This window comes from bacterium SCSIO 12827, assembly GCA_024397995.1.
In the GTDB taxonomy this organism is placed as follows: Bacteria; Pseudomonadota; Alphaproteobacteria; order Rhodospirillales; family Casp-alpha2; genus UBA1479.
This window is the reverse complement of the sequence record CP073746.1, coordinates 3867724-3892208: the sequence shown is the minus strand read 5'-3', so window position 1 is coordinate 3892208 and position 24485 is coordinate 3867724. Positions and strand designations below refer to the sequence as shown.

Here is a 24485-nt window from a genome sequence, read left to right as displayed (position 1 = left end):
GAACAGAGTCCCGATGCGGGAACACTGCCGAGATGTTGGGAAGTTTTCCTGACGCCTTGATCAGAAAACATCGGTCAAAACATTTTATTTGACCCGGCGGCGCCTATATAAAGTAGGCGTGTATTGTACACAAGAGTATACGATGGGAAAACCGGAAGAAATGGCCGACTCGCCTGAAATTGCGCATTTTTTGGATATTTCGAACGACATTTGCCCGATGACGTTCGTTAAAACCAAGCTTTTCCTGGAACGCTTGGATGCCGGTGCGGTACTTGACGTGCGCTTGAAAGGACCGGAGCCGCTGAACAACGTACCGCGCTCCGTGCGCGACCACGGCCATGAAATTTTGTCCCTGGCGCCGGAAGACCCGGCCCGCCCGGAGACTGACGCCCCCCACCGGTTGGTGATCCGCAAAACCGCCTGACAAGACGCCTGAAATCTATGGGCGCAATCGGCCGCCGTCCTTAGGCCGGACCGCGTCAGGCGGGCGCAGATAGATGGGGCCGGGGGCCTGACCCGCAGGCGGCAAGGCGCGGGCCAGGGCAATTTCGCCGACCATGATTGCATCCGGCACGCCCGGCACATCGGCCGCGCCGGCGGCGATGCCGGCATCGGCAAGGGCCTCGATGGCGCGTGCGGCGGCGTCGCCTGCGACAATCAATGGCCCGCCGGCCGCCAGGTCCGCCAGCCCGTCCGCCATCATGGCCGCCGGTTCCGTGAGCGGTGCCAGGTCACCATCGAACATCTGGACATATAAATCCGCGCGCTTGGAATCGAGGGCGACCAGAACCCGCCCACCGGCCCGCACCGTTTCGGGAATCGCGTGGGCCACGGCCTCCAGCGTCGTCACCCCGGCACAGGGAACGGCCAACGCCAGCGCCAGGCCGCGCGCCGCCGACAGACCGATGCGCAGGCCCGTGAAGGCGCCGGGGCCGACCGTTACGGCCAGGGCGTCCAAATTTCCATAAGCACATCCGCCCTCGGCCAGGACCTCTGCGATCATCGGCATCAGGGCTTCCGACTGGCCGCGCGCCATGGCGGCGGCGCGATGGGCCGCCATGCGGCCGTCCAGGAACAGGGCCGCCGAACAGCCGGTCGTCGCCGTGTCGAAGGCGAGTAGCTTCATGACATGCGGGCCCCTCAGTGCGGGTCGATCAGCTTCCAATAGGCCATGGCGACCATCGCCACGACCAGGGCACCCGACAGGGTATACAAGGGGGCGCGCCGCCAGGCGAGGCGGAAGCTGCTTTCCCCGGTCAGACGCCCGATCACCAAAGTCGTGCCGGACACCGGCGACGACGTCGTCGACAAGCCCCAGGTCCCCAGCATGACCAGCGCCATGACCATGGGCGGCATGCCGAACACTTCCGGCGGCAGGACCGAGCCGACCAGAATGACCAAGACCACCGGATGCAGGCCGATACCGCCGGCCAGGATGATGAAGGCGGCCAGCGCCAGCGGCTTGGCGACGTCGGGCCAGGCGCCGATGTTGAGCAGGCCCGCCACCGCCGCCGGGTCGAGCACCCTGGCAACGCCGGTGCCAAACAGATTGGCGCCGATGAAGATCAGCGCTTCGCCTCGCAACCCCGGCAGGGAGGCGACGACGCGGCGCGGCAGGCCCGTCGCCTCGTGCTGACGCCCCTTGGAAATGAACAGCCAGATCACCGCGAAAGGCGGGGCGAGCATCGCCAGCACCACGGGGATCGACAGATGGAGCTGCGATTCCAGGGTCACGACCGAAATCATCAACGCCCCCAGCAACAGCGACAGCTTGCGCCAGTTGGCGTCCTCGACCTTGGGCCCGGGGGCGCCGCGCGGGCGGGAGCCCCGCACGAACACGCGGTCGATCAGCGCCGTCACGGCGACGACCAACATGCCCATGATCAGGCCGGGCACGGCGATATCGACCCATTTAAGCCCGGGCAACGCCGCCAGCACCACGGTGACGCTGATATAGAACGGCGACCAGCAGGACGCGGAGGTGAACCCGACCATCAGCGCCACGGCCAGACGGTCCTTCAACTGGCGGTCCTTGGGCCGGGCGACCATGTCCGACAGCAAGGTCAACGCCGCCAGGTTGAGGAAGGCACCCAGGAAATGCGCCGCATAGGCCAGGATCAGAAAGCGGCGGCCGGCCGGCTGGTCGAGCACGAACTGCCGCGCCGCCATCAGGGTCGGGCTGGTCTTGGCCGGAATCTGCATCCAGGCAACGGCGAAGAACACGAGCTGAAACTTGAGCGCCGACGCCATGCCGTCGAGCAACACAGCACCCCCTTGTCCCGCCCGCAGGCCGAGTGCGAGGCCCCCGAAGGCCAGGCCGTAACCGACCAGCCGCTGCACGCCCGAGGTGCGGGTGAATTCCAGCGCCAGATAACTGACCCCCAGGACCACGGCAACGATCTGCCAGCCGTCAGGCTGCCAAAAGACCTGCAGGATCGCGACGGCACAGAGGCCGAGATAGATCCATGCCGAGAGCGACGGGCGCGGCGGCGGATCGTCCGCGGCTTGGCCAGGCGGCGGCGTGGCGAGGTCGATATCGGGCATGACGGGCCGCAGGCCGCGTCAGACGACGCGGCAGGCGTCGTCGAAGGCCAGGCGGGGTGAGCGCGGAAACAGATCCTCCGTCGTGCCATGACCGATGTTGCAGAGGAAATTGGCCGTCACCTTGGTGCCCGCGAAGAAGGCCGCGTCGACCTTGGCCTGATCGAATCCGGACATCGGCCCGCAGTCGAGCCCCAGTGCCCGCGCCGCCATGATCAGGTAGCCGCCCTGCAGCGTCGCGTTGCGGAAGGCGGTCGATGCGATCAGGTCATCGTTGCCGGCGAACCATGCCTTGGCGTCCGTATGGGGGAAAAGTTCGGGCAGTTTTTCATAGAATTCCATGTCCTGACCGATGATCACCGTGACCGGGGCCGCCATGGTCTTGGCAACGTTCCCCTCCATCAAACAGGGCTTGAGCTTTTCCTTGGCCGCGTCGGAGGTCACGAAGACCAGCCGCGCGGGCGAGCAATTGGCGCTGGTCGGCGCCATTTTGACCAGATCCCAGAGCTGGCGCAGCAGATCTTCGCCCACCGGCTCACCGGTCCAGCCGTTGTGCGTCCGGGCGTCGCGGAACAATTGGTCGAGGGCCGATTCGGCGATTTTGTCCGACATCAAAGGGGACCTTTCGTTCGATTGCGGAATGAAATGCGGGGGTCCGACCCTAGGACACTTGTGCTGCAGCGCGGAAGAGGGAAAAATCACGTCATAATATGGGACAACCATATAAGTATGGGGTGAGGTGAATGAAAGACGAACGATCATGACCGGCGGGCCATGCCCCGCCGGGGTCCGTGACCGCCGCCGGGGCCGATGGCCGTGGGCGGTGGCGCTTGCCATGTTGGGACTGCTCATACTTTGGCCGGACGTGGCGCGCGCCGCCGACCAGGCCGTGATCATCATGTATCACCGGTTCGACGAGCAGGATTATCCGACCACCAACATCCGCCTGGATCAGTTCGACGAACATCTGGCGGAACTGACATCCGGCAAATACACGGTGATGTCCCTGCCCGACATCATCGCCGCCATGAAGGCCGGCACACCGCTGCCCGATCGCACGGTCGGCATCACGGTCGATGACGCCTATGCCTCGGTCTACGAACATGCCTGGCCGCGCCTGAAGAAGGCCGGGCTGCCGTTCACCCTGTTCGTCGCGACGGACCCGGTGGACCGCAAACTGGGCGGCATCATGACCTGGGACCAGATCCGCGAGATCAGGGACCAGGGGGCGACCATCGGCCACCACACGGTGAGCCACGCACATATGGCCGGGGCGGCACGGGACAAGAATCTGACCGAGTTCACCGAAGCCAGCAAACGGCTCAAAGCCGAACTGGGCAGCGTGCCCAAGATCTTCGCCTATCCCTACGGCGAAGCGTCGCAGGAACTGGAGACCATGGCCCGCGAGCAGGGCTTCGAGGCCGCCTTCGGCCAGCATTCGGGCGTCGCCCATCCCTCTCTCGGCTACTTTTACCTGCCGCGCTTCGCCATGAACGAGAGCTTCGGCGGCATCGGGCGGTTCCGCCTGGCGGTCAATGCGCTGGCCATGCCGGTGACCGACCTGACGCCGGCGGACCAATTGATCACCGACGGCAACCCGCCGGCCATGGGCTTTACCCTGGTGCCGCCGGCCCCCAAGGGGATCGACCGGCTGGCCTGTTTCGCGTCCCACGAAGGGCGTGCGCGGCTGGAACGCTTAGGCGAGCTGCGGATCGAGGTGCGGGTCAATCAGCCGTTCCCGGCGGGCCGCGGGCGCATCAACTGCACCGTGCCGGGGCCCGACGGGCGCTGGTACTGGCTGGGCCGCCAGTTCTTCATCACGAAGTAGGCGACATCCGAGGAAGGGGAGAACCGGGGGCTCAGGCTTCCGGGCGCTGGACCTTCAGCAGGCGCGCATCGTCCAGACGATCAAGACCGTTGCTGTCGATCATCGCGCGGATGGCGCTCACATAGTCGTCGCCGCGCTCCGAATAACGGAACAGGAAACGTGCCAACGTGTGACCGTTGAGCGGCTCACCGGAGCGGCGCAGCGCGGCGCGCGCACGGCGCAATTCGCGGTAGGCCCGGTGGGTATTCAGATTGAGCATGTAAGCGCGCACGGAATCGATCAGCTTGTTGAACGCCCGCACCTTGTGGTCCTTGTCGCCGTCACGCTCAAGCGGCACCAGACCGGGACCGTCGGCCGTCGTCCATTGGCCGAAGATGGCGTTGCCCTGACGGGCGAAGCGCGAAGTGCCCCAGCCGCTTTCCTCGGCCGCCTGGGCAAGCGCCATGGACGGCGGGATCACGTCGATGCGACGGATCAAGAGAGACAGATTGTCCGCCGGCACCTTATAGCGTTCGGCCATCGCCTTCAGCCACAAACGGTCGGACGGGGCGATATGGCGGCCCAGGCGCTGGTCGGCGTGCAACTGCCACAGGCGCTTGCGGTCGGTCAGGATTTCCTGGTTGGCGCGCAGGATCAGCGGCAACACGGCCTGAAAGAACAGACGCTTGCGCATGGCCGTTTCCGGCACGTTGCCAAGGTCCGGCGGCAGCGACGCCAGGAAAGCCGGCGGGACATGGGCATTGCCGTTTTGAATATGTTCGAGGTCGTAGTTCAGTTCGGCGAACCAGTCATGCAGCGCCGTCACCGAATCCTTAGGCTGGCGCTTGAATTCGGGCCGACGGGGCGGAATCACGAGATTGCCGCCCGCCCCCGTCGCCATCATCTGAAGATCGGCGCCGGTATCCTGCTCCGATCCGTCGGCACGCGCGTGGGCATTCGCCTGACCGGCAGCGACGGCGGCCGCCGTCGTCGGCGGGACGGACGCCTGGGGGGCCCGTTCAATGGCAAGGTAGCCGGCGGTGACCGCGGTCGTAAGCACAACCGTCATCACCGTGCGTTCAAAAAACGTGTTCATGTGATCTTCGAATCGGCCAAGGCCGTCTTCCGCACCTATTTCACAGCAATGCCCAGGGTGCTTGGATGGAAGAACGTTTCTGAAGGTAGAGAAGGAGACCTGATTGCGAAGGCCGCCCCTGGTCCGATTGTCAAATTCTCCCTCAAGGATTCGACAAAGCCCGGTCCGGTCGTCAGTGCGCCGGTTTGCTCCGGGATGGGCTGTACACCGCTTCCTCGTATTATAGTTAACGGCGCGCCTTATATCACCAAAGTCATAAGTCGCGGCAAGGAATTTTTATCCACCGATCGGGGGCCCCGTTACGGCGCCCCCGAAAGGCCGGTCTTACATGACGGCCTGGACTTCCTTCACCTCGGGCACGTAGTAGCGCAGCATGTTTTCGATGCCGTGCTTCAGGGTCGCCGTCGACGACGGACAGCCCGAGCAGGCCCCCTGCATCTGCAGGTAGACGATGCCGTCCTCGAACCCGTGGTAGATGATGTCGCCGCCGTCCTGGGCCACCGCAGGGCGCACCCGGGTTTCCAGCAACTCCTTGATCTGGGTCACGATTTCCGTGTCATCGGCGGTCGATTCGGCCGCGTCTTCCGCGCCCTCGGTAATCACCGGCAGGCCTTTGGTGAAATGTTCCATGATACCGCCCAGGATGCGCGGCTTCAGGGTATCCCATTCCTTGTCTTCGGCCTTGGTCACGGTGATGAAGTCATGGCCGAAGAACACGCCGGTCACGCCCTCGACCGCGAACAGCGTCTGGGCCAGCGGCGAGCGCCCGACGGAGGCCGCCTCGGCGAAGTTGGCGGTGCCTTCCGCCATCACCGTGCAGCCGGGCAGGAACTTCAGGGTCGCCGGATTCGGGGTGGTTTCCGTTTGGATGAACATGGGTCTTGGTCTCCGCGTTATCGGCCGTTCGGCCGTCATTCGTTGCCGGACATGTTCCGGCGGTGCTTGGCCCTAACATGGGACCGATGCCGTCCGCAATCAAGTCCGACAAACGGGGTCAAGTATATCAGGGATTATTGCTCACGGGCGCAGGAAGCCGACGATGTCGTGGACTTCGGCCATGACCGGCTCGGACAGGGCCCGCGCCTTTTCGGCGCCCTGCTTCAGCACGCCATCGATATAGCCGGGATCATCGGCCAATCGGCGCATCTCCGCCGTGATGGGTTGCAGCTTATCGACCATCAGGTCGGCCAGATCCTGCTTGAACTGGGAAAACTGGTGGCCGCCGTGGTCCTGGATGACCTGGGCCAGGTCCTGACCGGACAGGGCGGCGTAGATGCCCATCAGGTTGGCGGCCTCGGGCCGGCCGTCGAACCCGTCCTTTGACGTCGGCAGGGCATCCGGGTCGGTCTTGGCCTTGCGCACCTTTTTGGCGATGGCGTCGGCGTCGTCGGTCAGGGTGATGCGCGACTGATCCGAGGGGTCGGACTTGCTCATCTTCTTGGACCCGTCGCGCAGCGACATGACCCGCGTCGCCTCGCCGAAGATCAGGGGTTCGACCACGGGGAAGAAATCCACGCCGAAATCGTTGTTGAATTTCTGGGCGATGTCGCGGGCCAATTCCAGATGCTGTTTCTGGTCGTCGCCGACGGGCACGTGCGTTCCCTTGTAGGCCAGGATGTCCGCGGCCATCAGGTTGGGGTAGGCGAACAGCCCGACGGAGGCATTTTCCTTGTTCTTGCCGGCCTTTTCCTTGAACTGGGTCATGCGGTTGAGCCAGCCCATGCGCGCCACGCAATTGAAGACCCAGGCCAGTTCCGCATGGGCGGGCACCTGGGACTGGTTGAAGATCACGGATTTCTCGGCGTCGATGCCGGCGGCGATCATGGCGGCGGCGACCTCGCGGGTGCTGCTGCGCAGCTGCGCCGGGTCCTGCCACACGGTGATGGCGTGCAGGTCGACGACGCAGAACAGACAGTCCTCGTAATCCTGCTGCAAATGCACCCAGTTGCGGATGGCGCCCAGGTAGTTGCCCAGGTGAAGGTTCCCTGTCGGCTGAACGCCGGAAAAGATGCGCCGCATGTGGCTGGTCCTTGAAATGAATGGTCGAAAACGCGCGCCGGTTATCGCCGTTGGGCCTGAATTGGTCAAGCCTTGGGCTTTGGGGAGGTGGGGCGTTACAGGTCCTTCGCCCGCAACATGGACTTGGCATCCTTCAGGCCCGCCGCCCGCAGCGCCAGCGCGAAGACCGCAAAGGCGATCAGGCCCAGGACAACCAGCAGGACCAGGCCCAAGATCTGCTGCGCCGTGGCGCCGGTCATCATGAAGCCCAAATTCTGGCGCGCAATCTCAAGCACCCCGACCATGCCCGCCGTCGCCAGCAGGATACGGGGCAGGCGGCCCCGCAGGCGGGCGTCGAGGGCGAAGTGCCCCCGCTTCACCAGCACGATGGCGAGCAACAGGGTGTTGAGCCAGGCCGAGGCCGAGGCCGCGAGCGCGATGCCGACATGACCCATCGGCTTCATCAGCACCAGCATGAGCACAATGTTGACGACCATGGCCGCGATGGCGATGCGCACAGGCGTCGACGTATCTTCACGCGCGTAGAACCCCGGGGCCAGCACGCGGATCAGCACATAGGCCGGCAGCCCCGTGGCATAGGCGAACAGCGCCGATGCCGTCGCCGCCGTGGCCTCGGCGCCGAAAGCCCCTCGTTCGAACAGCACGCGGATGATCTCGTCGGGAATAACCAGGCAGGCGGCAGCGGCCGGCAGGGTCAGCAGTAGCGCGAATTCCAGGCCCCGGTTCTGGCTGTTCTGGGCGGCCGCGTCGTCCCCGGCCTTCAACTGACGCGCCAGAAGCGGCAGCAGCGCCGTGCCCACGGCAACGCCGACCACGCCCAAGGGCAGTTGCGTCACCCGGTCGGCATAATAAAGGTAGGACACGGCCCCGTCGGAAACATAGGTCGCGAGGATGGTGCCGATCAGCAGGTTGACCTGATAGAGCGAGGCGCCGAATACCACGGGCAGGATGCGCTTGATCAGCAACGCGACCTTTTCCGTCCAGCGGGGCCGTACCAGACGGAGCGGAAATCCCTGTCGGCGGCAGAACCAGGCAAGCCAGGCGAATTGCGCCACCCCGGCCGCGAACACGCCCCAGGCCAACGCATGGCCCGGCGTTTCCACATGGCCCGTCAGGCCCAGCAAAGCCGCGATCAGGCAAAGGTTCAACAGCACGGGTGCTGCCGCCGCGGCGGCGAATTGACCAAGCGAATTGAGAACCCCCGATTGCAGCGACACCAGAGAGATGAACAGCAGATAGGGAAAGGCGATGCGCGACAGTTCCGTCGCCATCTCCATCTTGCCGGGCACGGCGTCGAACCCGCCCGCGAGCACGACCATGGCCCAGGGCATGATCAGTTCCATCACCGCGACGAAGGCGACCAGCACCAGAGCCAGCAGGGTCATGGCCTCGTCGGCGAAGGCACGGGCCCGGGCCCGGGCCGCCGCCCGCGCTTCAGCCCCGGCGCCGTCGCCCGCCTCCAGCTCGCGCGCGAACAGCGGCACGAAAGCAGCCGCGAAGGCCCCTTCGGCGAACAGGCGGCGGAACAGGTTGGGCAGGCGGAAGGCGACGACAAAGGCATCGGCGACCATGCCGGCGCCCAGGAAATTGGCGATCAGCATGTCGCGGACGAAGCCGAATACGCGGCTCAGCATCGTGAAGCCGCCGACGGTCGTGATGGCCTTCAACAGGTTCATGGCACGCTGGTACGCCGGGATTGGGGCGATGACAAGGCTTTAGGCGAACCGGGCGGGCCGCCCCTTATTCGGCCGCTTCCACCGAATTACCGGACGCCTTGCCGCCGGGCTTCGTCTTCGCGGCGGGCTTGTCCTTGGCGGAGGCTTTGGCGGCAGGCTTCGTCGCGGTCTTGGCCGGGGCTTTCGCGGCCGTCTTGGCCTTGACCGCCGGGGCGGGCTTGGCATCCTTCGCACCCTTGGCGGCGGATTTGGCGGAGGGCTTGGACGGCGTCTTGGCAGAGGCTTTTGCCGACCCCTTGGCCGGGGCTTCCGCCTTGTTCGCCTTGTCGGCCTTGGCCGCCGCCTTCACGGCTTTCTTGCCGCCGATGCGTTCCAGCAGGCGCGTCTCGATCGATTTCAGCTTGTCCGCATGACGGATCTTGAGACCGAAGATGTCCTTCACATAGAACACGTCGACCACCCGCTCGCCGTAGGTGGTGATCTGGGCCGAGGCGATCTGCAGGCCTTCCTGGGTCAGCACCGAGGTCACGTCGTAAAGAAAGCCCGGCCGATCATGGCCGTTGATTTCGATGACCGTATGGGTGTTGGACGCTTGGTTATCCATGATCACGCGAGGCGAGATGGCGAAAGCGCGGGACTTGTCCGGGAACACCGCGTCCGGTTCCTTCTTCAATTCGCGGGCCGGGTCGCGTTTACCGCGCAAGGCATCCTCGATGCGCTGGGTCATGCGGCCCATCTGGCCTTTCTCGTCGATCGCCATGCCGGCCGCGTCGTGAACCCAAAAGGTATCCAGCGCCATGCCGTTGGTCAGGGTCGCGATCTTGGCGTCCAGCACCGACACCCCGGCCAGCGACAGGGCGCCCGCGATATTGGCGAACAGGCCCGGATGGTCGGCCGTATAAACGATGATCTCGTTGGCGGCGCGGGTCTTATCCACGGTCATGGCGATGGTCAGGTCGGCCTTGTCCTTTTCCGCCTTGCGCACCAATTCGGCATGGCGCACCTGGGTCGCCGTGTCGGCGGCCAGCCAATAGGTATCCGTGCCACGGGCAAGGTGCTCCTCCCGGTCCTTCGCAGGCCATTTGGCAAGCGCCTGTTCCAGCGCCGCCTTGGCCCGGGCGACCCGGGTCTTGCGCCGTTCGCCCGGCGCGTCACCGGTCAGGACGGCCTTGGCCTGCCAATACAGTTCGCGCAGCAGGCCCGCCTTCCAGTTGTTCCAAACGTTGGGGCCGACGGCGCGGATGTCGACCACGGTCAGGCACAAGAGCAAGCGCAGGCGTTCCGGCGACTGCACCAGGTCACAGAAATCCTGGATCGTCTTGGGGTCGTCCAGATCGCGCTTGAACGCGGTCGCCGACATCAGCAGATGGTGGCGCACCAGCCAGGACACGGTCTCCGTCTCCCAGGCGTTGAGGCCGAACCGGGGGCAGAGCTTCATCGCGACCTCGGCCCCCAGTTCCGAATGGTCGCCGCCCCGGCCCTTGGCGATGTCGTGCAGCAGGACCGAAACGTAGAGCGCTTCCCGCGATTGGATTTCCGAGATCACCTCGCAGCTGACCGGATGGTCTTCCTTCAGGCGTCCCGTCTCGATCCCTTCCAGAAGGCCGATGGCGCGGATGGTGTGCTCGTCGACCGTATAGACGTGATACATGTCGTATTGCATCTGCGCCACGACCCGCCCGAAGTCGGGAACGAAACGCCCGAACACACCCGCTTCGTTGAACCGCATCAGGGTGGTGACCGGATCCTTCCCCGTCAGCATTTCAAGGAACAGGCGGTTGGCCTCCTTGTTACGGCGCAGCTTGGCGTCGACCAGCTTCAGGTTCTGGGTGACCAGGCGAAGCGCTTCCGGGTGGACATCCAGGCCGTGCTTCTGCGCCGCGTGGAACAGGCCGACCAACTTTATCGGGTCGTCGGCGAAGGCCTTCTTGTTTTCCACGGTCAGGCGGCCGCCGTCGATCTTGAAGCCCGGCACGTCCGGTTCGGAAAAACGGAAGAACGGCAGGCGGAACCGCTTGGCCGCCTTCTTGTGCTGATGTTCCAGAACCGCGCAGAGGATGCGCGTAATGTCGCCCACGTCCTTGGCGATCAGGAAGTAATGCTTCATGAAGCGCTCGACGCCGTTGGTTCCGGCGTGGTCGCGGTAGCCCAAGCGCTGAGCGATTTCCTTCTGCACGGAGAAGCTCAGGCGTTCTTCCGGCCGGCCCGCCAGGAAGTGCAGATGGCAGCGCACGGTCCACAGGAAGTTCTCGGCTTTTTCAAACAGCTTGAGATCGTCCTTGGTGAACACCCCCTCGCCGACCAGGTCATTCATGTTGTTGACGCGGTACAGGTACTTGGCGATCCAGATCAGGGTCTGCAAATCGCGCAGCCCGCCCTTGCCTTCCTTGATGTTGGGCTCCAGCACGTAACGCGTGTCGCCCATCTTGTCGTGGCGGTTGTCGCGCTCGGCCAGCTTCTGTTCGACATAGGCCATGCCCGAACCCTCGGCGACCTCGTCCCAGAAGGCCTGGCGGAATTTGTCGAACAGGGTTTCGTCACCCCACAGCCAGCGCGCCTCCAGCAACGATGTGCGGATGGTCAGGTCTTCCTTGGCCAGGCGCACGGCCTCGTCGACCGAGCGCGTGGCATGGCCGACCTTGAGCCCCAGATCCCACAACATATAAAGCGTGAATTCGACGATCTGTTCCGTGCGCGGCGTCATCTTGTAGGGCAGCAGGAACATCAGATCGATGTCGGAAAACGGCGCCAGTTCGCCCCGCCCGTAGCCGCCCGTGGCGATAATGGTCAGCGTCTCGCCTGTGGTCGGATTGGCCGAGGGATAGACCCATTTATCGGCAAAGTCGTGGACCGTGCGGATAATCTGATCCATCAGATGGGCATGGGCGCGGGTCGCTTCCGGGCCGGTCAGCTTGCCGGCTTCGAAACGGCGTTTGACCTCTTCCCAGCCCTGGGCATGGGCATCCTTGAAGACGGCCAGCACCTCGCCCTGACTCTTGGGCGTATAGCCGGACCAGCCGGCGAGATCGTCCAGCTTCTTGGTCAGCGCCTTGCGGTCGATGATCGCGCGGGGGTCTTTGATCGTGGTACGGCTCATGGCGCCCTTCATAGCACGCAGGAAGGTGAAACACCCACGCCGTTGGGGTGTTTGCAAGGGATGCGGGCGGCCGTCAGTCGGTGCCGGGCGCCAGATTTTTCAGATTATACAGGAAGTCGAGCGCCTGTTTAGGCGTCATTTCATCCGGATTCAGGGTGCTGACCGCGTCGTCCACGGGCGATGGGCCGCGCGTCGACGCCTTGCTGCCCGGCCCACGCGGCGGCGTCGCGGAAAACAGCGGCAGGTCGTCGGCGAGGTCCGCCGCGCGGGGGGAGCCGTCGCCGGCCTCCAACTTTTCCAGAACCTGTTCGGCGCGCGCCGTGACGGCGGCGGGCAGGCCCGCCAGCTGGCCGACATGGATACCGTAGGACCGGTCGGCGGTGCCGGGGGCGACCTCGTGCAGGAACACCACGTCGCCCTGCCATTCCTTCACGCGCATGGAATGGGGCGCCAGTTCGGCGAGGCGGCCCGACAGTTGCGTCAGTTCGTGATAGTGGGTCGCGAACAGACCCCGGCAGGCGTTGACGTCGTGCAGGTGTTCGACCACCGCCCAGGCGATGGACAGGCCATCGTAGGTCGCCGTGCCGCGCCCGATTTCGTCCAGAATGACCAGGGCCTTGGGCCCGGCCTGGTTGAGGATCGCCGCCGTTTCGACCATCTCGACCATGAAGGTGGACCGCCCGCGCGCCAGATCGTCGGCGGCACCGACGCGGGAGAACAATTGATCGACCGCGCCGATATGCGCCGAGGCCGCCGGCACGAAGGCGCCCATCTGCGCCAGCACGGCGATCAGCGCGTTCTGGCGCAGGAAAGTCGATTTACCGGCCATGTTGGGGCCGGTCAAAACCCAGAGCCGCCCGCCGGGGCCGTCCCCGCCGCCGCCCTGCTCGTCCGCCGGAGTCAGGTCGCAATCGTTGGCGACGAAAGCACCATCACCCTGACGCGACAGCGCCGCCTCGACCACCGGATGACGGCCGCCTTCGATGCGGAAGGTTTTCGAGCCGTCGACCAGGGGCCGCACATAACGCCGCTCCAGCGCCAAGGCACCCAGGGCCGACGCAACGTCGAGACGTGCCAGGGCGTCGGCAGCGAGCGCGATTTCCCGGGCCCGGCCCGTGACCTCGTTGACCAGATCGGTGAACAGTTCCAGTTCCAGCGCCAGGGCTCGATCGGCGGCCTTGGCGATGCGCGATTCCAGATCGGCCAGTTCGACCGTGGAAAACCGCATCGCATTCGCCATGCTCTGGCGGTGGATGAAGGGGCTGTCGCCGTCCTCCGTCTTGCCGGTCTTGATGCGGTCGGCCTGCTTGGCCGCGACCTCGATGAAATAGCCCAGCACGTTGTTGTGCTTGATCTTGAGCGCCGGAATGCCCGTTTCCTCGGCATAGCGGGCCTGCAAGCCCGCGATCAGTTTGCGGCTGTCGTCGCGCAGTTGGCGGTGTTCGTCCAACGCCGGGGCATAGCCCTGGCGGATGAAGCCGCCGTCGCGGGCCAGGAGCGGCAGGTCGTCGGCAAGCGCCCGGCCCAGCCGGTCGGTCAATTGCCCGTGTTCGCCCAGGTCGGTCATGGCCTCGGCCACGGCCTTGGGCACCAGACCCCGGGCCCCCTGCAACAACCCCCGAAGGGCCGAGGCCTGGATCAGCCCGTCCCGGACGGCGGCAAGATCCCGCGGCCCGCCCCTGCCCAGCGAAATGCGCGACAGGGCGCGGGCGACATCCGGCACCTGCGACAAGGCGGCGCGCAGGTCGTCGGAAAGCCGCGCGTCGTCAAAGAAGAATTCGACGGCGTCGAGCCGTTCGGCAATGGCGGCCGGGTCGGTCAGCGGGGCCGACAGCCGGGCCGCCAGAAGCCTGGCCCCCGCCCCCGTCATGGTGCGGTCGATGACGTCAAGCAGCGATCCCCGGCGTTCGCCGGTCATGGTGCGGGTCAGTTCCAGATTGCGCCGGGTGGCCGCATCGATGCCCATGACAGCACCCGCGGACAATTGGCGCGGCGGGGCCAGGCGCGGCACCTTGCCCTTCTGGGTCAGTTCCACATAGTCGACGAGCGCCCCGGCAGCGGCGAGTTCCGCCCGGGAGAACGCGCCGAAGCCCGCCAGCGTGCCGACATGGAACAGGTCCTTCAGACGCTTTTCGCCGTTGGCGCTGTCGAAGCGGGCGGCGGGCAGGGGCGTCAGGCGGTCTTTCCAATCGGCGAAGGTCTCAAACAGATCGGGCATTTCCAAAATCCGGTCGGCGCAGAGCAATTCGCCCGCGTCGATACGCGCCAACGCCGCCCCCAGGGTGGCGGCGGAAACCGGCTGGGTCAGGAAATCTCCCGTCGACATGTCGATCCAGGCCAAGCCCAGATCCGATTGCGCGGCCGCCACGGCGCAAAGATAGTTGTGGGACCGCGCGTCCAGCAGCGTGTCCTCGGTGATCGTGCCCGGAGTGACGATGCGCTGCACCGCGCGTTTGACGACGGATTTCGACCCCCGCTTCTTGGCTTCGGCCGGGTCTTCGATCTGCTCGCAGATCGCGACCTTGTGGCCGGCCCGGATCAGGCGCGTCAGATAGCTTTCGTGGGAATGCACGGGCACGCCGCACATGGGGATGTCGTCGCCCAGATGCTTGCCGCGCTTGGTCAGCGCGATGTCCAGGGTCTGCGCCGCCTTGACGGCGTCGTCGAAGAACATCTCGTAGAAATCGCCCATGCGGTAGAACAGCAAGGCGCCCGGATGGGCCGCCTTGATCTCCAGGAATTGGGCCATCATCGGGGTGACGGCGACATCCCCGGACGCAGGTCCGCCCTGGCCGCCGGTGTCGCTTTCGGCTGGCGTCAGATCGTCGTCGTCGGATAGGGGCGCGATGTCGTCGGGAGGCATAACTCGCCTGATTTAATTATGTTCACTACAGCGCCCAGGATGGCTGAGCCTACCACATTTGGCACCGGCGGACGCAAGGGAAGGCAGGGGGTGGCTTGTGGAAATCTGGCGAAAACCGACCGGGTAATCTTGGCTTTGCAGGATCAAATAAATACGATACTTTCAAATTTCGTCTTGCAAATGTAATTTAGTTTCGCATAAACCGAACGAAGACCACACGACCAAGGAGCACTCTGGGTAACCGCGGCGGAACTTGGGCCGCCGCCACCGTCCAAACGAAACCGAACCGGCCCTCGGCCGCCGTCCCCGTGGGGTCGGCGTCAGGGCCCGACGCACGCCGGATGAACGCGGCGGCACGACCAATTGGGAAGAGACACCATCACCATGAAAAAACAAGCCGACGACATGATGTACCAGGACGCGCTGCGCATGCATGCGCGGGGCCGCCCGGGCAAGATGGAGATATCGGCGACCAAGCCGTTGACCACCCAGCGCGACCTGACCCTGGCCTATTCGCCGGGCGTCGCGGCCCCCTGCCTGGAAATCCAGAAGGACGAAACCAAGGGCTACGAATTCACGGCGCGCGGCAACAAGGTCGCCATCATTTCCAACGGCACGGCGGTGCTGGGGCTCGGCAATATCGGGGCGGCGGCGGCGACCCCGGTGATGGAGGGCAAGGCGGTCCTGTTCAAGCGTTTCGCCGATATCGACGGCATCGATCTTGAACTCAACACCGAGGACGTGGACGAGTTCGTCAACTGCGTGCGCTATCTGGGCAAGGCCTTCGGCGGCATCAACCTGGAAGACATCAAGGCCCCCGAATGCTTCATCATCGAGGAGCGCCTGAAGGAACTGTTGGACATTCCCGTGTTCCACGACGACCAGCACGGCACGGCGATCATCACGGCGGCGGGGCTGATCAACGGCCTGCACCTGACCGGGCGCGACATCAAGGACGTGCACATGGTGGTCAACGGCGCGGGGGCCGCCTCCATCGCCTGTGTTGAGTTGTTTCAATCCATGGGGTTGCCGGCCAGCCAGGTGATCCTGTGTGATTCCAAGGGCGTGATTTACGAGGGCCGCACCGAGGGCATGAACCAGTGGAAGTCCAAGCATGCGGTGAAGACCGACGCCCGCACCCTGGCCGACGCCCTGAAGGGGGCCGACGTGTTCGTCGGCCTGTCCGGCCCCGACACGGTGAAGAAGGAAATGATCGCGGCCATGGCACCCAATCCCCTGATTTTCGCCATGGCCAACCCGGTGCCGGAAATCTGGCCCGAGGAGGTGCGGGAAGTCCGCGACGACGCGATCATCGCCACGGGACGGTCCGATTACCCCAACCAGATCAACAACGTGCTGGGCTTCCCCTATATCTTCCGGGGGGCCTTGGACGTGCGCGCCAGCACCATCAACGAAGAGATGAAGATCGCGGCCGCCAAGGCGCTGGCTGACCTCGCCCGCCAGGACGTGCCGGACGAGGTCGATGCCGCCTATTCGGGATCGCGCCTCAGTTACGGCCGCGACTATCTGATCCCGACCCCCTTCGATCCGCGCCTGATCTGGGCCGTGCCCAAGGCCGTGGCCCAGGCGGCCATGGATTCAGGCGTCGCGCAAAAGCCGATCGCCGACATGGATGCCTATGCGGGCGAACTGGCGGCGCGGCTCGACCCCACGGCGGGGTCGCTGCAGGCCATCTTCGACAAGGTCAAGGCCCAGCCCAAACGCATCGTGTTCGCCGAGGGCGAGGAAGAGAAAGTCATCCGCGCCGCCTATTCGTTCTTCAACCAGGGCTACGGCACGCCGATCCTGGTCGGCCGCGAGGACGCCATCAAGGCCAAGATCGCCGACCTGGGCCTGCCCGCCCCCGACGGCATCGAAATCGCCAACGCGAAGCTGTCGGCCAAGAACGAAGCCTATACGGAAACCCTCTACCGCAAGGAGCAGCGCCGGGGGGCGTTGCGCCGCGACGCCCAACGCCGGGTCAACAACAACCGCAACGTGTTCGCCGCCTGCATGGTCGAAGCCGGCGACGCCGACGGCATGGTCACCGGCCTGACGCGCCATTACATGGTGTCGTTGAAGGACATCTCGCGGGTGCTCGAGGTCGGCGGCGGCAAGCCGGTGTTCGGCGTGTCCATCGTGCTGACCAAGGACGGGCGGGCGCTGTTCATCACCGACACGGCGGTCAACGTCGCGCCTTCGCCGGACCGGCTCGCCGATTTCGCCGAAGGGGGGGCCATGGTCGCCCGGGCCATGGGGCATGAACCGCGTGTCGCCATGATCTCCTTCGCCAATTTCGGCAACCCGGACCTGCCCCATGCGGAAACCATGCGCGACGCCGTCGGCGTGCTCGACCGCCGCGACGTGTCTTTCGAATACGACGGGGAAATGAGTGCGGGGGTGGCACTGAACCCGGACCTGATGGCCAACTATCCGTTCTGCCGCCTGTCCGGGCCGGCCAACGTTCTGGTCATGCCGGGCCTGCATTCGTCACGCATTTCTGCCCGCCTGCTGTCGGCGGTCGGCGGGGCAACGGTGCTGGGGCCGATCCTGCTGGGCTTTGCCAAGCCCGCCCAGGTGGTGCAGATGGATGCCTCGGCATCGGATATCTCGACCATGGCGGTGCTGACGGCGCATCAGGCCAACGTCGGCTGATCTCCTTTCCATAAAGGATTCACGGAGGCGTCACGAGCCGGTCACGGCCGCGCCCTAGCATCCGGTCATCCGGATGCGCGCTTCCGCGCCGCCACACCCCCGCCGCTGGGTTTTTTCAGCGGCTTCTTCCTTGAAGGCGGCGCCCTTAGGCCCGCCTTCTTTTTATCCCGGATGCATGTCCGCCAAAGCTTGGCGATGCAGGGCCGCGCTTTCGGCCCCAAAGCAGCAGAACACCACCCGTTCCGGCAGGGCGTCGGCGTCAAGGAATTCGCAGCAGGCCGCCACGGCGATGGCCGCGGCGCGGTCGGCCGGAAAGCCGAAGATGCCGGTGGAGAGGGCGGGAAAGGCGATAGACGCGAGGTCATTGTCGCGGGCGAGGGCAAGGGAGTGTTGGTAGGCGGCGGCCAGCAGGCCGTCCTCGCCCGCACCCCCGCCGTGCCACACGGGGCCGACGGCGTGGATCACGAAGCGGGCCGCAAGGCCATGTCCCCGGGTGATCCGTGCCTGGCCCGTGGGACAGCCGCCGAGCGCCCGGCAGTCCCGCGCCAAGGCCGGGCCGGCGGCGCGGTGAATGGCGCCGCACACGCCGCCGCCCGGCGCCAACTGTTCGTTGGCCGCGTTGACGATGGCGTCCAGGTCGAGGGTCGTGATGTCGGCCTCGACCACGGACAAGCGGTCGTGCGAGGGCATGGCGCCAGCCTACCAGGGCAGGCGACCTGAGCCTAGATGACGGTCAGCCCTTGGCCTTGGCGCGGTCCATGGCTTCGCGGATCAGGTCCATGGCCTGTTCGGCTTCGCCCCAGCCCTTGATCTTGGCCCATTTGCCGCGTTCCAGATCCTTGTAGTGTTCGAAGAAATGGGCGATCTGGTCGAGCATCACCGGGCGCAGGTCGCGGTAGCTGCCGACGTTGCCGTAATAGGGATGCAGGTCGTCGACGGGCACGCAGAGGATCTTTTCATCCAGGCCGCCTTCGTCTTCCATCATCAGCACACCGATGGGCCGCGAGCGGATGATGACCCCCGGCTGCACCGGCACCTGACCCAGGACCATGGCGTCCGTGGGGTCGCCGTCATCGGACAGGGTATGGGGGATAAAGCCGTAGTTGGACGGATAGTACATGGCCGTATGCAGGAAGCGGTCGACGTACATCGCCCCCGATTCCTTATCCAGCTCGTACTTCACCGGATTGCCCCCCATGGGGATTTCGATGATGACGTTGACGTCGTAGGGCGGATTTTCACCGACCGGGATTTTGTCCATGTTCATCGCGTTGCCCTTCCTTGGCCAGGTCGCGCCGTTCAAGAGGGGCCGGAGTATATGTTGCAGTGCAACAAAAGGCAAACCCCTGGTTACCGCCCGCGCACCACCTTGAAAGGCCAAAATGAGGATGAATTTGGCCGAGGGTCTGGTTGGTGTTACGTTCCGTTGAGACTGTTCGAGAGGGTTCAGCCGAATGTTCCGACAGGTTCTGTACCACAGCCGCGCCACCCGCGAGATGAGCGCCAAGGATTTGCGTGATCTCCTTGCCGAGGCCCGCGACCTGAACCAGAAGCACAGCGTGACCGGGCTGCTGTTTTATATCGAACGGCACTTCATACAGTGCATCGAAGGCGCGCAGGCGGACATCGGACAATTGGTCGACAACATCCTCGCAGACGGCCGCAACACGTCGTTTTCCATCCTGTTCAGCCGCGACGTCCCGGCCCGCGCCTTTCCCGACTGGTCCATGGGGTACCGGGCCTTTGCCGTCGATGACCTGCGGGACGAACCCGGGTTTCACGACATCCGCAACGCGGACGATCTCGACGCCCTGGCCACCGCCGGCAATGTCGCCTTCGACCTGATGCGGAGCTTCTACACCGCCAACGCCGGGCGCAGTTTCTAAGGCCCCCTTGACCCGCCGGGTATTTTACTGCAAAAAACTGTGCTTTACTGCCTTTGCACAAAAGATTGCCGTACCTCCATGCCCCTGAAATCCGCCGGGTCGGCGGCCCCCGCCTCCGCCGCCGACCTGTTCACGCCCAAGCTGGTGACGGTGCTGCGCGAGGGCTACAGCCTCGCCAACCTGCGCGCCGATGCGGTCGCGGGTCTGACCGTCGCCATCGTCGCCCTGCCCCTGTCCATGGCCATCGCCATCGCCTCGGGCGCGACCCCGGCGCAGGGCCTTTACACCGCCATCATCGGCGGTTTTTTCGTCTCGCTGCTGGGCGGCAGCCGGTTCCAGATCGGCGGTCCGGCCGGCGCCTTCATCGTGCTGGTCGCGGGCACGGTGCATCAACACGGCATGGACGGCCTGATCCTGGCGACCCTTCTGGCGGGCGTGATCCTGACCGGCGTGGGGGTTCTCAGACTCGGCACCTATATCAAGTTCATTCCCTATCCGGTGACCGTGGGGTTCACGGCCGGGATCGCCGTCATCATCTTCGCCAGCCAGGTCCGGGACCTGTTGGGCCTGACGCTTGCCGTGCCCGAACCGGGCCCCTTGCTGGACAAGCTGCCCGTGCTGTGGCGGGGGCTGCCAAGCGTCAACGGCGCCGCGCTCGCGCTGTCCGCCGGCACGGTGCTGATCATCGCCGGGATGTCGCGGTTTCTGCCGCGCTGGCCCGGCATGTTGATCGCGGTCGCAGGCGCCGCCCTGGCAACCGGCGTTCTCAACCTGCCGGTTGAAACCATCGGCACCCGCTTCGGCGGCATCCCCCAGGGCGTGCCCCTGCCGGCCCTGCCCGAGGTGACCTGGATCAAGGTTCAGGCCGTACTCCCCAATGCGGTCGCCTTCGCGCTTCTGGGCGCCATCGAATCCCTGCTCTCGGCCGTGGTCGCCGACGGCATGACCGGGCGGCGGCACCGCTCCAACTGCGAACTGGTGGCGCAAGGCATCGCCAACGTCGGATCCGGGCTGTTCGGCGGCATTTGTGTCACCGGCACCATCGCGCGCACGGCGACCAACGTGCGCGCCGGCGCCCACGGCCCCGTCGCCGGGATCATGCATTCCCTGTTCCTGCTGGGCTTCATTCTGGTGGCCGCACCACTTGCCGCCTATATCCCGCTCGCCAGCCTGGCCGGGGTGCTTGCCATCGTCGCCTGGAAGATGATTGAGAAGCACGCCTTCGCGACCCTGATCCGCGCGTCACGCGGCGACGCCCTGGTGCTGCTCGCGACCCTGGGCCTGACCATCTTCCGCGACCTCACGGAAGCCATCGTCGTCGGCTTCGCGCTGGGATCGGTGCTGTTCATCCACCGCATGTCCAAGACCACGGCGGTCGAGACCCACCAGCCCTTCGTCGCCGAAGACAAGGCCGACGACGCCAACGGGGGCCGCAAACCCTATGACGAGGACGATGCCGCCGACCCTGACGTCGTCGTCTACCGCATCGTCGGCGCCTTCTTCTTCGGGGCGGCGGCGTCCATCGGCTCGGTGCTGGAGCGCATTTCCGACACCCATAAGGCACTGATCATCGATCTCGCCGCCGTGCCGTTCCTGGATTCGACGGCCGCCAACACCATCGACGGCCTGGCCAAGAAGGCGCAGCGCCAAGGCGTCGCCGTGATCCTGACCGGCGTGTCGGACAGCGTGCGCCGCGACCTGAGCAATCACGAAATCACGCCGCCCCTGGTCACCTTCGAGACAACCATCGACGCGGCGCTTGCCAAGGTGCGCGGCGAGACGGCCGCGGCCGCCGCGGACTAACTATCGCGTTTATGCGCAATACGGCTTTCGCGCCGGATGCCCGGTGCTCAGGTTTTGCTGCCCGGCTGAAAGCCCACGGAGTCCTGGTATTTCTCCAGTTCCGCTTCGTCCATATAGGCCTCTTCCCATTTCATGATCTGATCGAAGCCGGCGAAGGTGTGGAAGTCGCCGACCGGGTGACCCTTCAGGGAATCGAACAGTTCGGCTTCGACCATGGGGCCGCGTTCCTTCATGTCGGCGGCGAAGGAATAGAGGGCCTTCAGGGTCGCCCGATGGGCCGCCCCCGGCAGAATGGTCAGGGCGATGCCGAGCGCCGTCATCTCGTCGGAGGTAAAGCGCGGCGACACGCCGGTCTGATTGTAGAGGATCGGGCCGTTCACTTCCTTGCAGATGCGCTCGACCTCGTCCCGCGTGGTCGGGCCTTCGACGAAGGCGATGTCCGCACCGGCTTCCAGATAGGCGTTGGCGCGTTCGATGGCGATGTCCAGATTGCCGCCGTGGGCACCCCGGGCGTCGGTGCGCGCGATCAGCACGAAATCGGGATCAAGTTCGTCGCGGACGTCGGCCGCCGCGCGGTACTTGCCGACCGCTTCCGCCATGGGGATCACGCGCCGCCCGGCGACATGGCCGCAGCGCTTGGGAATGGCCTGATCCTCGATATGGATCGCCGCCGCCCCCGTTTGAATGTATTCGCGCACGCAGCGGATCACGTTGATGGCGTTGCCGTAGCCGTTGTCGGCGTCGGCGATCAACGGCACCTTGACCGCGTTCGCCATGTAGCGCGCATTGAGATGCATTTCCGTCATCGTCGCCAGGCCTGCGTCGGGCATGCCGAGCAGGGCCAGCGAGGTGCCGTAGCCGGTCATGTAGACGGCGGAAAAACCGACCAGTTCCATGACCTTCGCGGACATGGCGTCGTAGCAGCCGGGAACGACCAAGGTTTCCTTGGATTTGAGAAGCTGGCGAAGCTGAGTGGTGGCGCGCAAGAGATGGATCCTCCGGGATAGAGTTGGGTTAGCGTTTTTGATTGCCCGGATTTTGGCCGCTTTTGCAAAAAGAGTCCCGCACTTTGTATACAAAATGACCCGCGCGGGATGATCGATTAGCGGAAATGCCGGTCCCGGTTCATGAGCCAGAGCAAAACCAAAAGGGCCGGGATCGCCGCCATGGTGGTGCCGACGAAATAGAGTTTCCAGCCCAAGACCTGCGCCGCCTCGCCGCCGCCGGCGACGAAGATCTTTCGCCCCAAGGCCGCGAAGGCCGACAACAGGGCGTATTGTGTGGCGCTGTAGGCGCGGTCGCAGAACCCAGACAGATAGGCGACGAAGGCCGCCGTCGCCATGGCCGAGGTCAGGTTTTCCAGCGCGATGGTCACGGTCAGCGCCGGGATCGACGGCCCCTGACCGGCCAGCCAGGCAAAGGCCAGATTGGCCGCGGCCTGCATGACACCGCAGGTGAACAAGGCCCGCAACAGCCCGAAGCGGGCAACCAGGATGCCGCCGATGATCGCACCGGCGATGCTCATGGCGAAGCCCCAGGCCTTGGTCACCAGGGCGATTTCGGTCTTGGTGAAGCCGATATCCAGATAGAACGGATTGGCCATCACGCCGAGCAAGCCCTCGCCGTATTGAAACAAGGTGATGAAGACCAGAACCATGGCCCAGTTGCGCCGGGTCATGAAATCCAGAAACGGCTCGACCAGGGCGGCGCGGAAGGGTTGGTCCGTGCGCGCGGGCGGGCGCTTGGGTTCGGGGCTGGTCAGCGTCGCCGCGACGCCCACGGCCATCAGTGCCGCCATCACGCAATAGGCCGCCTGCCAACCCCATTGATCGGCGATCAACAGCGCCCCCGGCCCCGACGCCAGCACGCCGACGCGATAGCCGTTAACGAAGTTGGCCGTGCCGGGGCCTTCCAGGGCGCGGTCGAGCGAGTCGATGCGGTAGGCATCGGCGACGATGTCCTGGGTCGCGGACGCCGCCGCCAGAACCACGGCCCAGAATGCCGTCAGGGCCAGGTTGGCCGCCGGGTCGGAAGTGCCGAGGAATAGGATCGCCAGCGCCACCGCACCTTGCGACAGCAACAGCCAGGACCGGCGCTGCCCGAAGCGGCGGGTGAGATAGGGGATCGGCGCCTGGTTGACCACGGGCGCCCAGACGGGCTTGAACACATAGGCGGAGCCGGCCAGCGCGAACCAGCCGATGGCGGCGACGCTGAGCCCCGATTCCCGCAGCCAGGCCGACAGCGTGGAAAACACCAGGAGATAGGGCAGGCCGCTAGAAAACCCCAGGAACAGCTGGATCAGCGCCGGGCGGTGGACATGGCCCCGAAGGGCATCGGCCCAGCCGGGACGCAGGGCCCGGTTCATGGTCTTATTCCCCCCCCCCGCACGCGGCGGCGCTCAGCCGACGGGCTCGAACTTGCCTTGGGCGCCGTCGTAAACGGACAGCTTCGCCTCGGCGATGTCGATGTACCAACCGTGAAGCTGCAGTTCGCCGGACTCGACCCGTTCGCGGACCCAGGGAAAGGTCGTCAGGTTTTCGAGCGAGACCAGCACCGCGTTCTGCTCGCACACCCGGGTGCGGGTGGCGTCGTCGGCGCCGGCCATGGTCGCCAGGACGCGGCGGTGGGCGGCGGCCAGCATGGAGACCCAATGGGTGACGAAGGTGAACTGCCCATCGTCCGTGTCGGCGTTCATCATCGCCTTGACCCCGCCGCAGTGGGCATGGCCCAGCACGATAACATGCTTCACGTTCAGGCCCAGCACGGCGAACTCAAGGGCCGCCGAGGTGCCGTGAAATTTGCCGTCTTCTTCCAACGGCGGCACCAGATTGGCGACGTTGCGAATCATGAACAGATCGCCCGGATCGGTCTGGAACAGGGTCGCGGGTTCGACCCGGGAATCCGAACACGCGATGACCGCGACCTGGGGCCGTTGGCCCTGGGCCACCAGTTCCTGGATCAGGGGTTTGGAATCCTGAAAGGCCCCGGTGCGAAACCGGCGGTACCCATCGAGAAGTTTTTCTACGGCGGTCGTCATCTGCG

General features: G+C 65.3%; 19 protein-coding genes. 5 read left to right on the top strand and 14 right to left on the bottom strand.

Features of this window, described 5'->3' with window-relative positions; translation table 11 throughout:
- Positions 1-160 precede the first annotated feature (160 nt).
- Positions 161-424, top strand: coding sequence for a sulfurtransferase TusA family protein (locus KFF05_18215; protein ID UTW53784.1), 264 nt, complete (start codon positions 161-163; stop codon positions 422-424).
- A 15-nt stretch (positions 425-439) separates the two neighbouring features.
- On the opposite strand, the gene tsaB is transcribed toward KFF05_18215, so the two are convergent.
- The 3 genes from tsaB to KFF05_18200 are packed head-to-tail and all read right to left on the bottom strand — an operon-like array spanning position 440 to position 3153.
- On the bottom strand, positions 440-1126 hold the full coding sequence (gene tsaB, locus KFF05_18210; protein ID UTW51797.1) for a tRNA (adenosine(37)-N6)-threonylcarbamoyltransferase complex dimerization subunit type 1 TsaB: 687 nt from the start codon (positions 1124-1126) through the stop codon (positions 440-442).
- A 14-nt stretch (positions 1127-1140) separates the two neighbouring features.
- Positions 1141-2544, bottom strand: coding sequence for a hypothetical protein (locus KFF05_18205; protein UTW51796.1), 1404 nt, complete (start codon positions 2542-2544; stop codon positions 1141-1143).
- Between the two features lie 18 nt (positions 2545-2562).
- Complete coding sequence (locus tag KFF05_18200) at positions 2563-3153, bottom strand: malonic semialdehyde reductase (GenBank protein UTW51795.1); 591 nt, start codon at positions 3151-3153, stop codon at positions 2563-2565.
- 148 nt (positions 3154-3301) lie between these two features.
- Between KFF05_18200 and KFF05_18195 the strand changes: the two genes are divergently transcribed.
- Positions 3302-4369 carry a polysaccharide deacetylase family protein gene (locus tag KFF05_18195; GenBank protein ID UTW51794.1) on the top strand — a complete coding sequence of 356 codons (1068 nt, stop codon included), beginning with the start codon at positions 3302-3304 and terminating at the stop codon, positions 4367-4369.
- Positions 4370-4400: 31 nt separating this feature from the next.
- On the opposite strand, the gene KFF05_18190 is transcribed toward KFF05_18195, so the two are convergent.
- The 6 genes from KFF05_18190 to mutS all read right to left on the bottom strand — a co-directional run bounded on the left by KFF05_18190 (position 4401) and on the right by mutS (position 14988).
- A complete protein-coding gene (locus tag KFF05_18190; protein ID UTW51793.1) occupies positions 4401-5444 on the bottom strand; it encodes a glucosaminidase domain-containing protein in 1044 nt (347 codons plus the stop codon).
- Positions 5445-5768: 324 nt separating this feature from the next.
- A complete protein-coding gene (locus KFF05_18185; protein UTW51792.1) occupies positions 5769-6320 on the bottom strand; it encodes a NifU family protein in 552 nt (183 codons plus the stop codon).
- Positions 6321-6461: 141 nt separating this feature from the next.
- Positions 6462-7463 carry a tryptophan--tRNA ligase gene (gene trpS / locus KFF05_18180; protein UTW51791.1) on the bottom strand — a complete coding sequence of 334 codons (1002 nt, stop codon included), beginning with the start codon at positions 7461-7463 and terminating at the stop codon, positions 6462-6464.
- A 95-nt stretch (positions 7464-7558) separates the two neighbouring features.
- Positions 7559-9139, bottom strand: coding sequence for a murein biosynthesis integral membrane protein MurJ (murJ, locus tag KFF05_18175; GenBank protein UTW51790.1), 1581 nt, complete (start codon positions 9137-9139; stop codon positions 7559-7561).
- Between the two features lie 64 nt (positions 9140-9203).
- On the bottom strand, positions 9204-12236 hold the full coding sequence (locus tag KFF05_18170; GenBank protein ID UTW51789.1) for a [protein-PII] uridylyltransferase: 3033 nt from the start codon (positions 12234-12236) through the stop codon (positions 9204-9206).
- A 73-nt stretch (positions 12237-12309) separates the two neighbouring features.
- Positions 12310-14988 carry a DNA mismatch repair protein MutS gene (gene mutS / locus KFF05_18165; protein ID UTW53783.1) on the bottom strand — a complete coding sequence of 893 codons (2679 nt, stop codon included), beginning with the start codon at positions 14986-14988 and terminating at the stop codon, positions 12310-12312.
- 495 nt (positions 14989-15483) lie between these two features.
- Here mutS and KFF05_18160 point away from each other — a divergent pair, with 495 nt between their 5' ends.
- Positions 15484-17754: an NADP-dependent malic enzyme gene (locus KFF05_18160; GenBank protein UTW51788.1), complete on the top strand. Its 2271-nt coding sequence runs from the start codon at positions 15484-15486 to the stop codon at positions 17752-17754.
- A gap of 162 nt (positions 17755-17916) precedes the next feature.
- On the opposite strand, the gene KFF05_18155 is transcribed toward KFF05_18160, so the two are convergent.
- Both KFF05_18155 and ppa read right to left on the bottom strand, forming a co-directional pair.
- Positions 17917-18444 carry a macro domain-containing protein gene (locus tag KFF05_18155; GenBank protein ID UTW51787.1) on the bottom strand — a complete coding sequence of 176 codons (528 nt, stop codon included), beginning with the start codon at positions 18442-18444 and terminating at the stop codon, positions 17917-17919.
- 43 nt (positions 18445-18487) lie between these two features.
- Complete coding sequence (ppa, locus tag KFF05_18150; protein ID UTW51786.1) at positions 18488-19021, bottom strand: inorganic diphosphatase; 534 nt, start codon at positions 19019-19021, stop codon at positions 18488-18490.
- Between the two features lie 187 nt (positions 19022-19208).
- Between ppa and KFF05_18145 the strand changes: the two genes are divergently transcribed.
- Both KFF05_18145 and KFF05_18140 read left to right on the top strand, forming a co-directional pair.
- The gene (locus KFF05_18145) at positions 19209-19640 is read left to right on the top strand and encodes a BLUF domain-containing protein (protein ID UTW51785.1); all 432 of its coding nucleotides are present in this window, start codon (positions 19209-19211) and stop codon (positions 19638-19640) included.
- Positions 19641-19718: 78 nt separating this feature from the next.
- A complete protein-coding gene (locus KFF05_18140; protein ID UTW51784.1) occupies positions 19719-21443 on the top strand; it encodes a SulP family inorganic anion transporter in 1725 nt (574 codons plus the stop codon).
- Between the two features lie 47 nt (positions 21444-21490).
- Here KFF05_18140 and KFF05_18135 read toward each other — a convergent pair whose 3' ends face one another.
- From KFF05_18135 to KFF05_18125, 3 genes are all read right to left on the bottom strand, one after another.
- Positions 21491-22429 (bottom strand): isocitrate lyase/PEP mutase family protein, encoded by a 939-nt coding sequence (locus KFF05_18135; GenBank protein ID UTW51783.1) that lies wholly within the window; start codon positions 22427-22429, stop codon positions 21491-21493.
- Positions 22430-22545: 116 nt separating this feature from the next.
- On the bottom strand, positions 22546-23808 hold the full coding sequence (locus KFF05_18130) for an AmpG family muropeptide MFS transporter (GenBank protein ID UTW51782.1): 1263 nt from the start codon (positions 23806-23808) through the stop codon (positions 22546-22548).
- A gap of 33 nt (positions 23809-23841) precedes the next feature.
- On the bottom strand, positions 23842-24480 hold the full coding sequence (locus tag KFF05_18125; protein UTW51781.1) for a carbonic anhydrase: 639 nt from the start codon (positions 24478-24480) through the stop codon (positions 23842-23844).
- Between the last annotated feature and the right edge of the window lie 5 nt (positions 24481-24485).

Coding starts and splice junctions, on each gene's coding strand:
- tsaB (UTW51797.1), bottom strand. CDS start 1,126: ATGAAGCTACTCGCCTTCGACACGGCGACGACCGGCTGTTCGGCGGCC.
- KFF05_18200 (UTW51795.1), bottom strand. CDS start 3,153: ATGTCGGACAAAATCGCCGAATCGGCCCTCGACCAATTGTTCCGCGAC.
- KFF05_18195 (UTW51794.1), top strand. CDS start 3,302: ATGACCGGCGGGCCATGCCCCGCCGGGGTCCGTGACCGCCGCCGGGGC.
- KFF05_18215 (UTW53784.1), top strand. CDS start 161: ATGGCCGACTCGCCTGAAATTGCGCATTTTTTGGATATTTCGAACGAC.
- KFF05_18125 (UTW51781.1), bottom strand. CDS start 24,480: ATGACGACCGCCGTAGAAAAACTTCTCGATGGGTACCGCCGGTTTCGC.
- ppa (UTW51786.1), bottom strand. CDS start 19,021: ATGAACATGGACAAAATCCCGGTCGGTGAAAATCCGCCCTACGACGTC.
- KFF05_18155 (UTW51787.1), bottom strand. CDS start 18,444: ATGCCCTCGCACGACCGCTTGTCCGTGGTCGAGGCCGACATCACGACC.
- KFF05_18130 (UTW51782.1), bottom strand. CDS start 23,808: ATGAACCGGGCCCTGCGTCCCGGCTGGGCCGATGCCCTTCGGGGCCAT.
- KFF05_18185 (UTW51792.1), bottom strand. CDS start 6,320: ATGTTCATCCAAACGGAAACCACCCCGAATCCGGCGACCCTGAAGTTC.
- mutS (UTW53783.1), bottom strand. CDS start 14,988: ATGATGGCCCAATTCCTGGAGATCAAGGCGGCCCATCCGGGCGCCTTG.
- murJ (UTW51790.1), bottom strand. CDS start 9,139: ATGAACCTGTTGAAGGCCATCACGACCGTCGGCGGCTTCACGATGCTG.
- KFF05_18160 (UTW51788.1), top strand. CDS start 15,484: ATGAAAAAACAAGCCGACGACATGATGTACCAGGACGCGCTGCGCATG.
- KFF05_18140 (UTW51784.1), top strand. CDS start 19,719: ATGCCCCTGAAATCCGCCGGGTCGGCGGCCCCCGCCTCCGCCGCCGAC.
- KFF05_18145 (UTW51785.1), top strand. CDS start 19,209: ATGTTCCGACAGGTTCTGTACCACAGCCGCGCCACCCGCGAGATGAGC.
- KFF05_18205 (UTW51796.1), bottom strand. CDS start 2,544: ATGCCCGATATCGACCTCGCCACGCCGCCGCCTGGCCAAGCCGCGGAC.
- KFF05_18190 (UTW51793.1), bottom strand. CDS start 5,444: ATGAACACGTTTTTTGAACGCACGGTGATGACGGTTGTGCTTACGACC.
- trpS (UTW51791.1), bottom strand. CDS start 7,463: ATGCGGCGCATCTTTTCCGGCGTTCAGCCGACAGGGAACCTTCACCTG.
- KFF05_18170 (UTW51789.1), bottom strand. CDS start 12,236: ATGAGCCGTACCACGATCAAAGACCCCCGCGCGATCATCGACCGCAAG.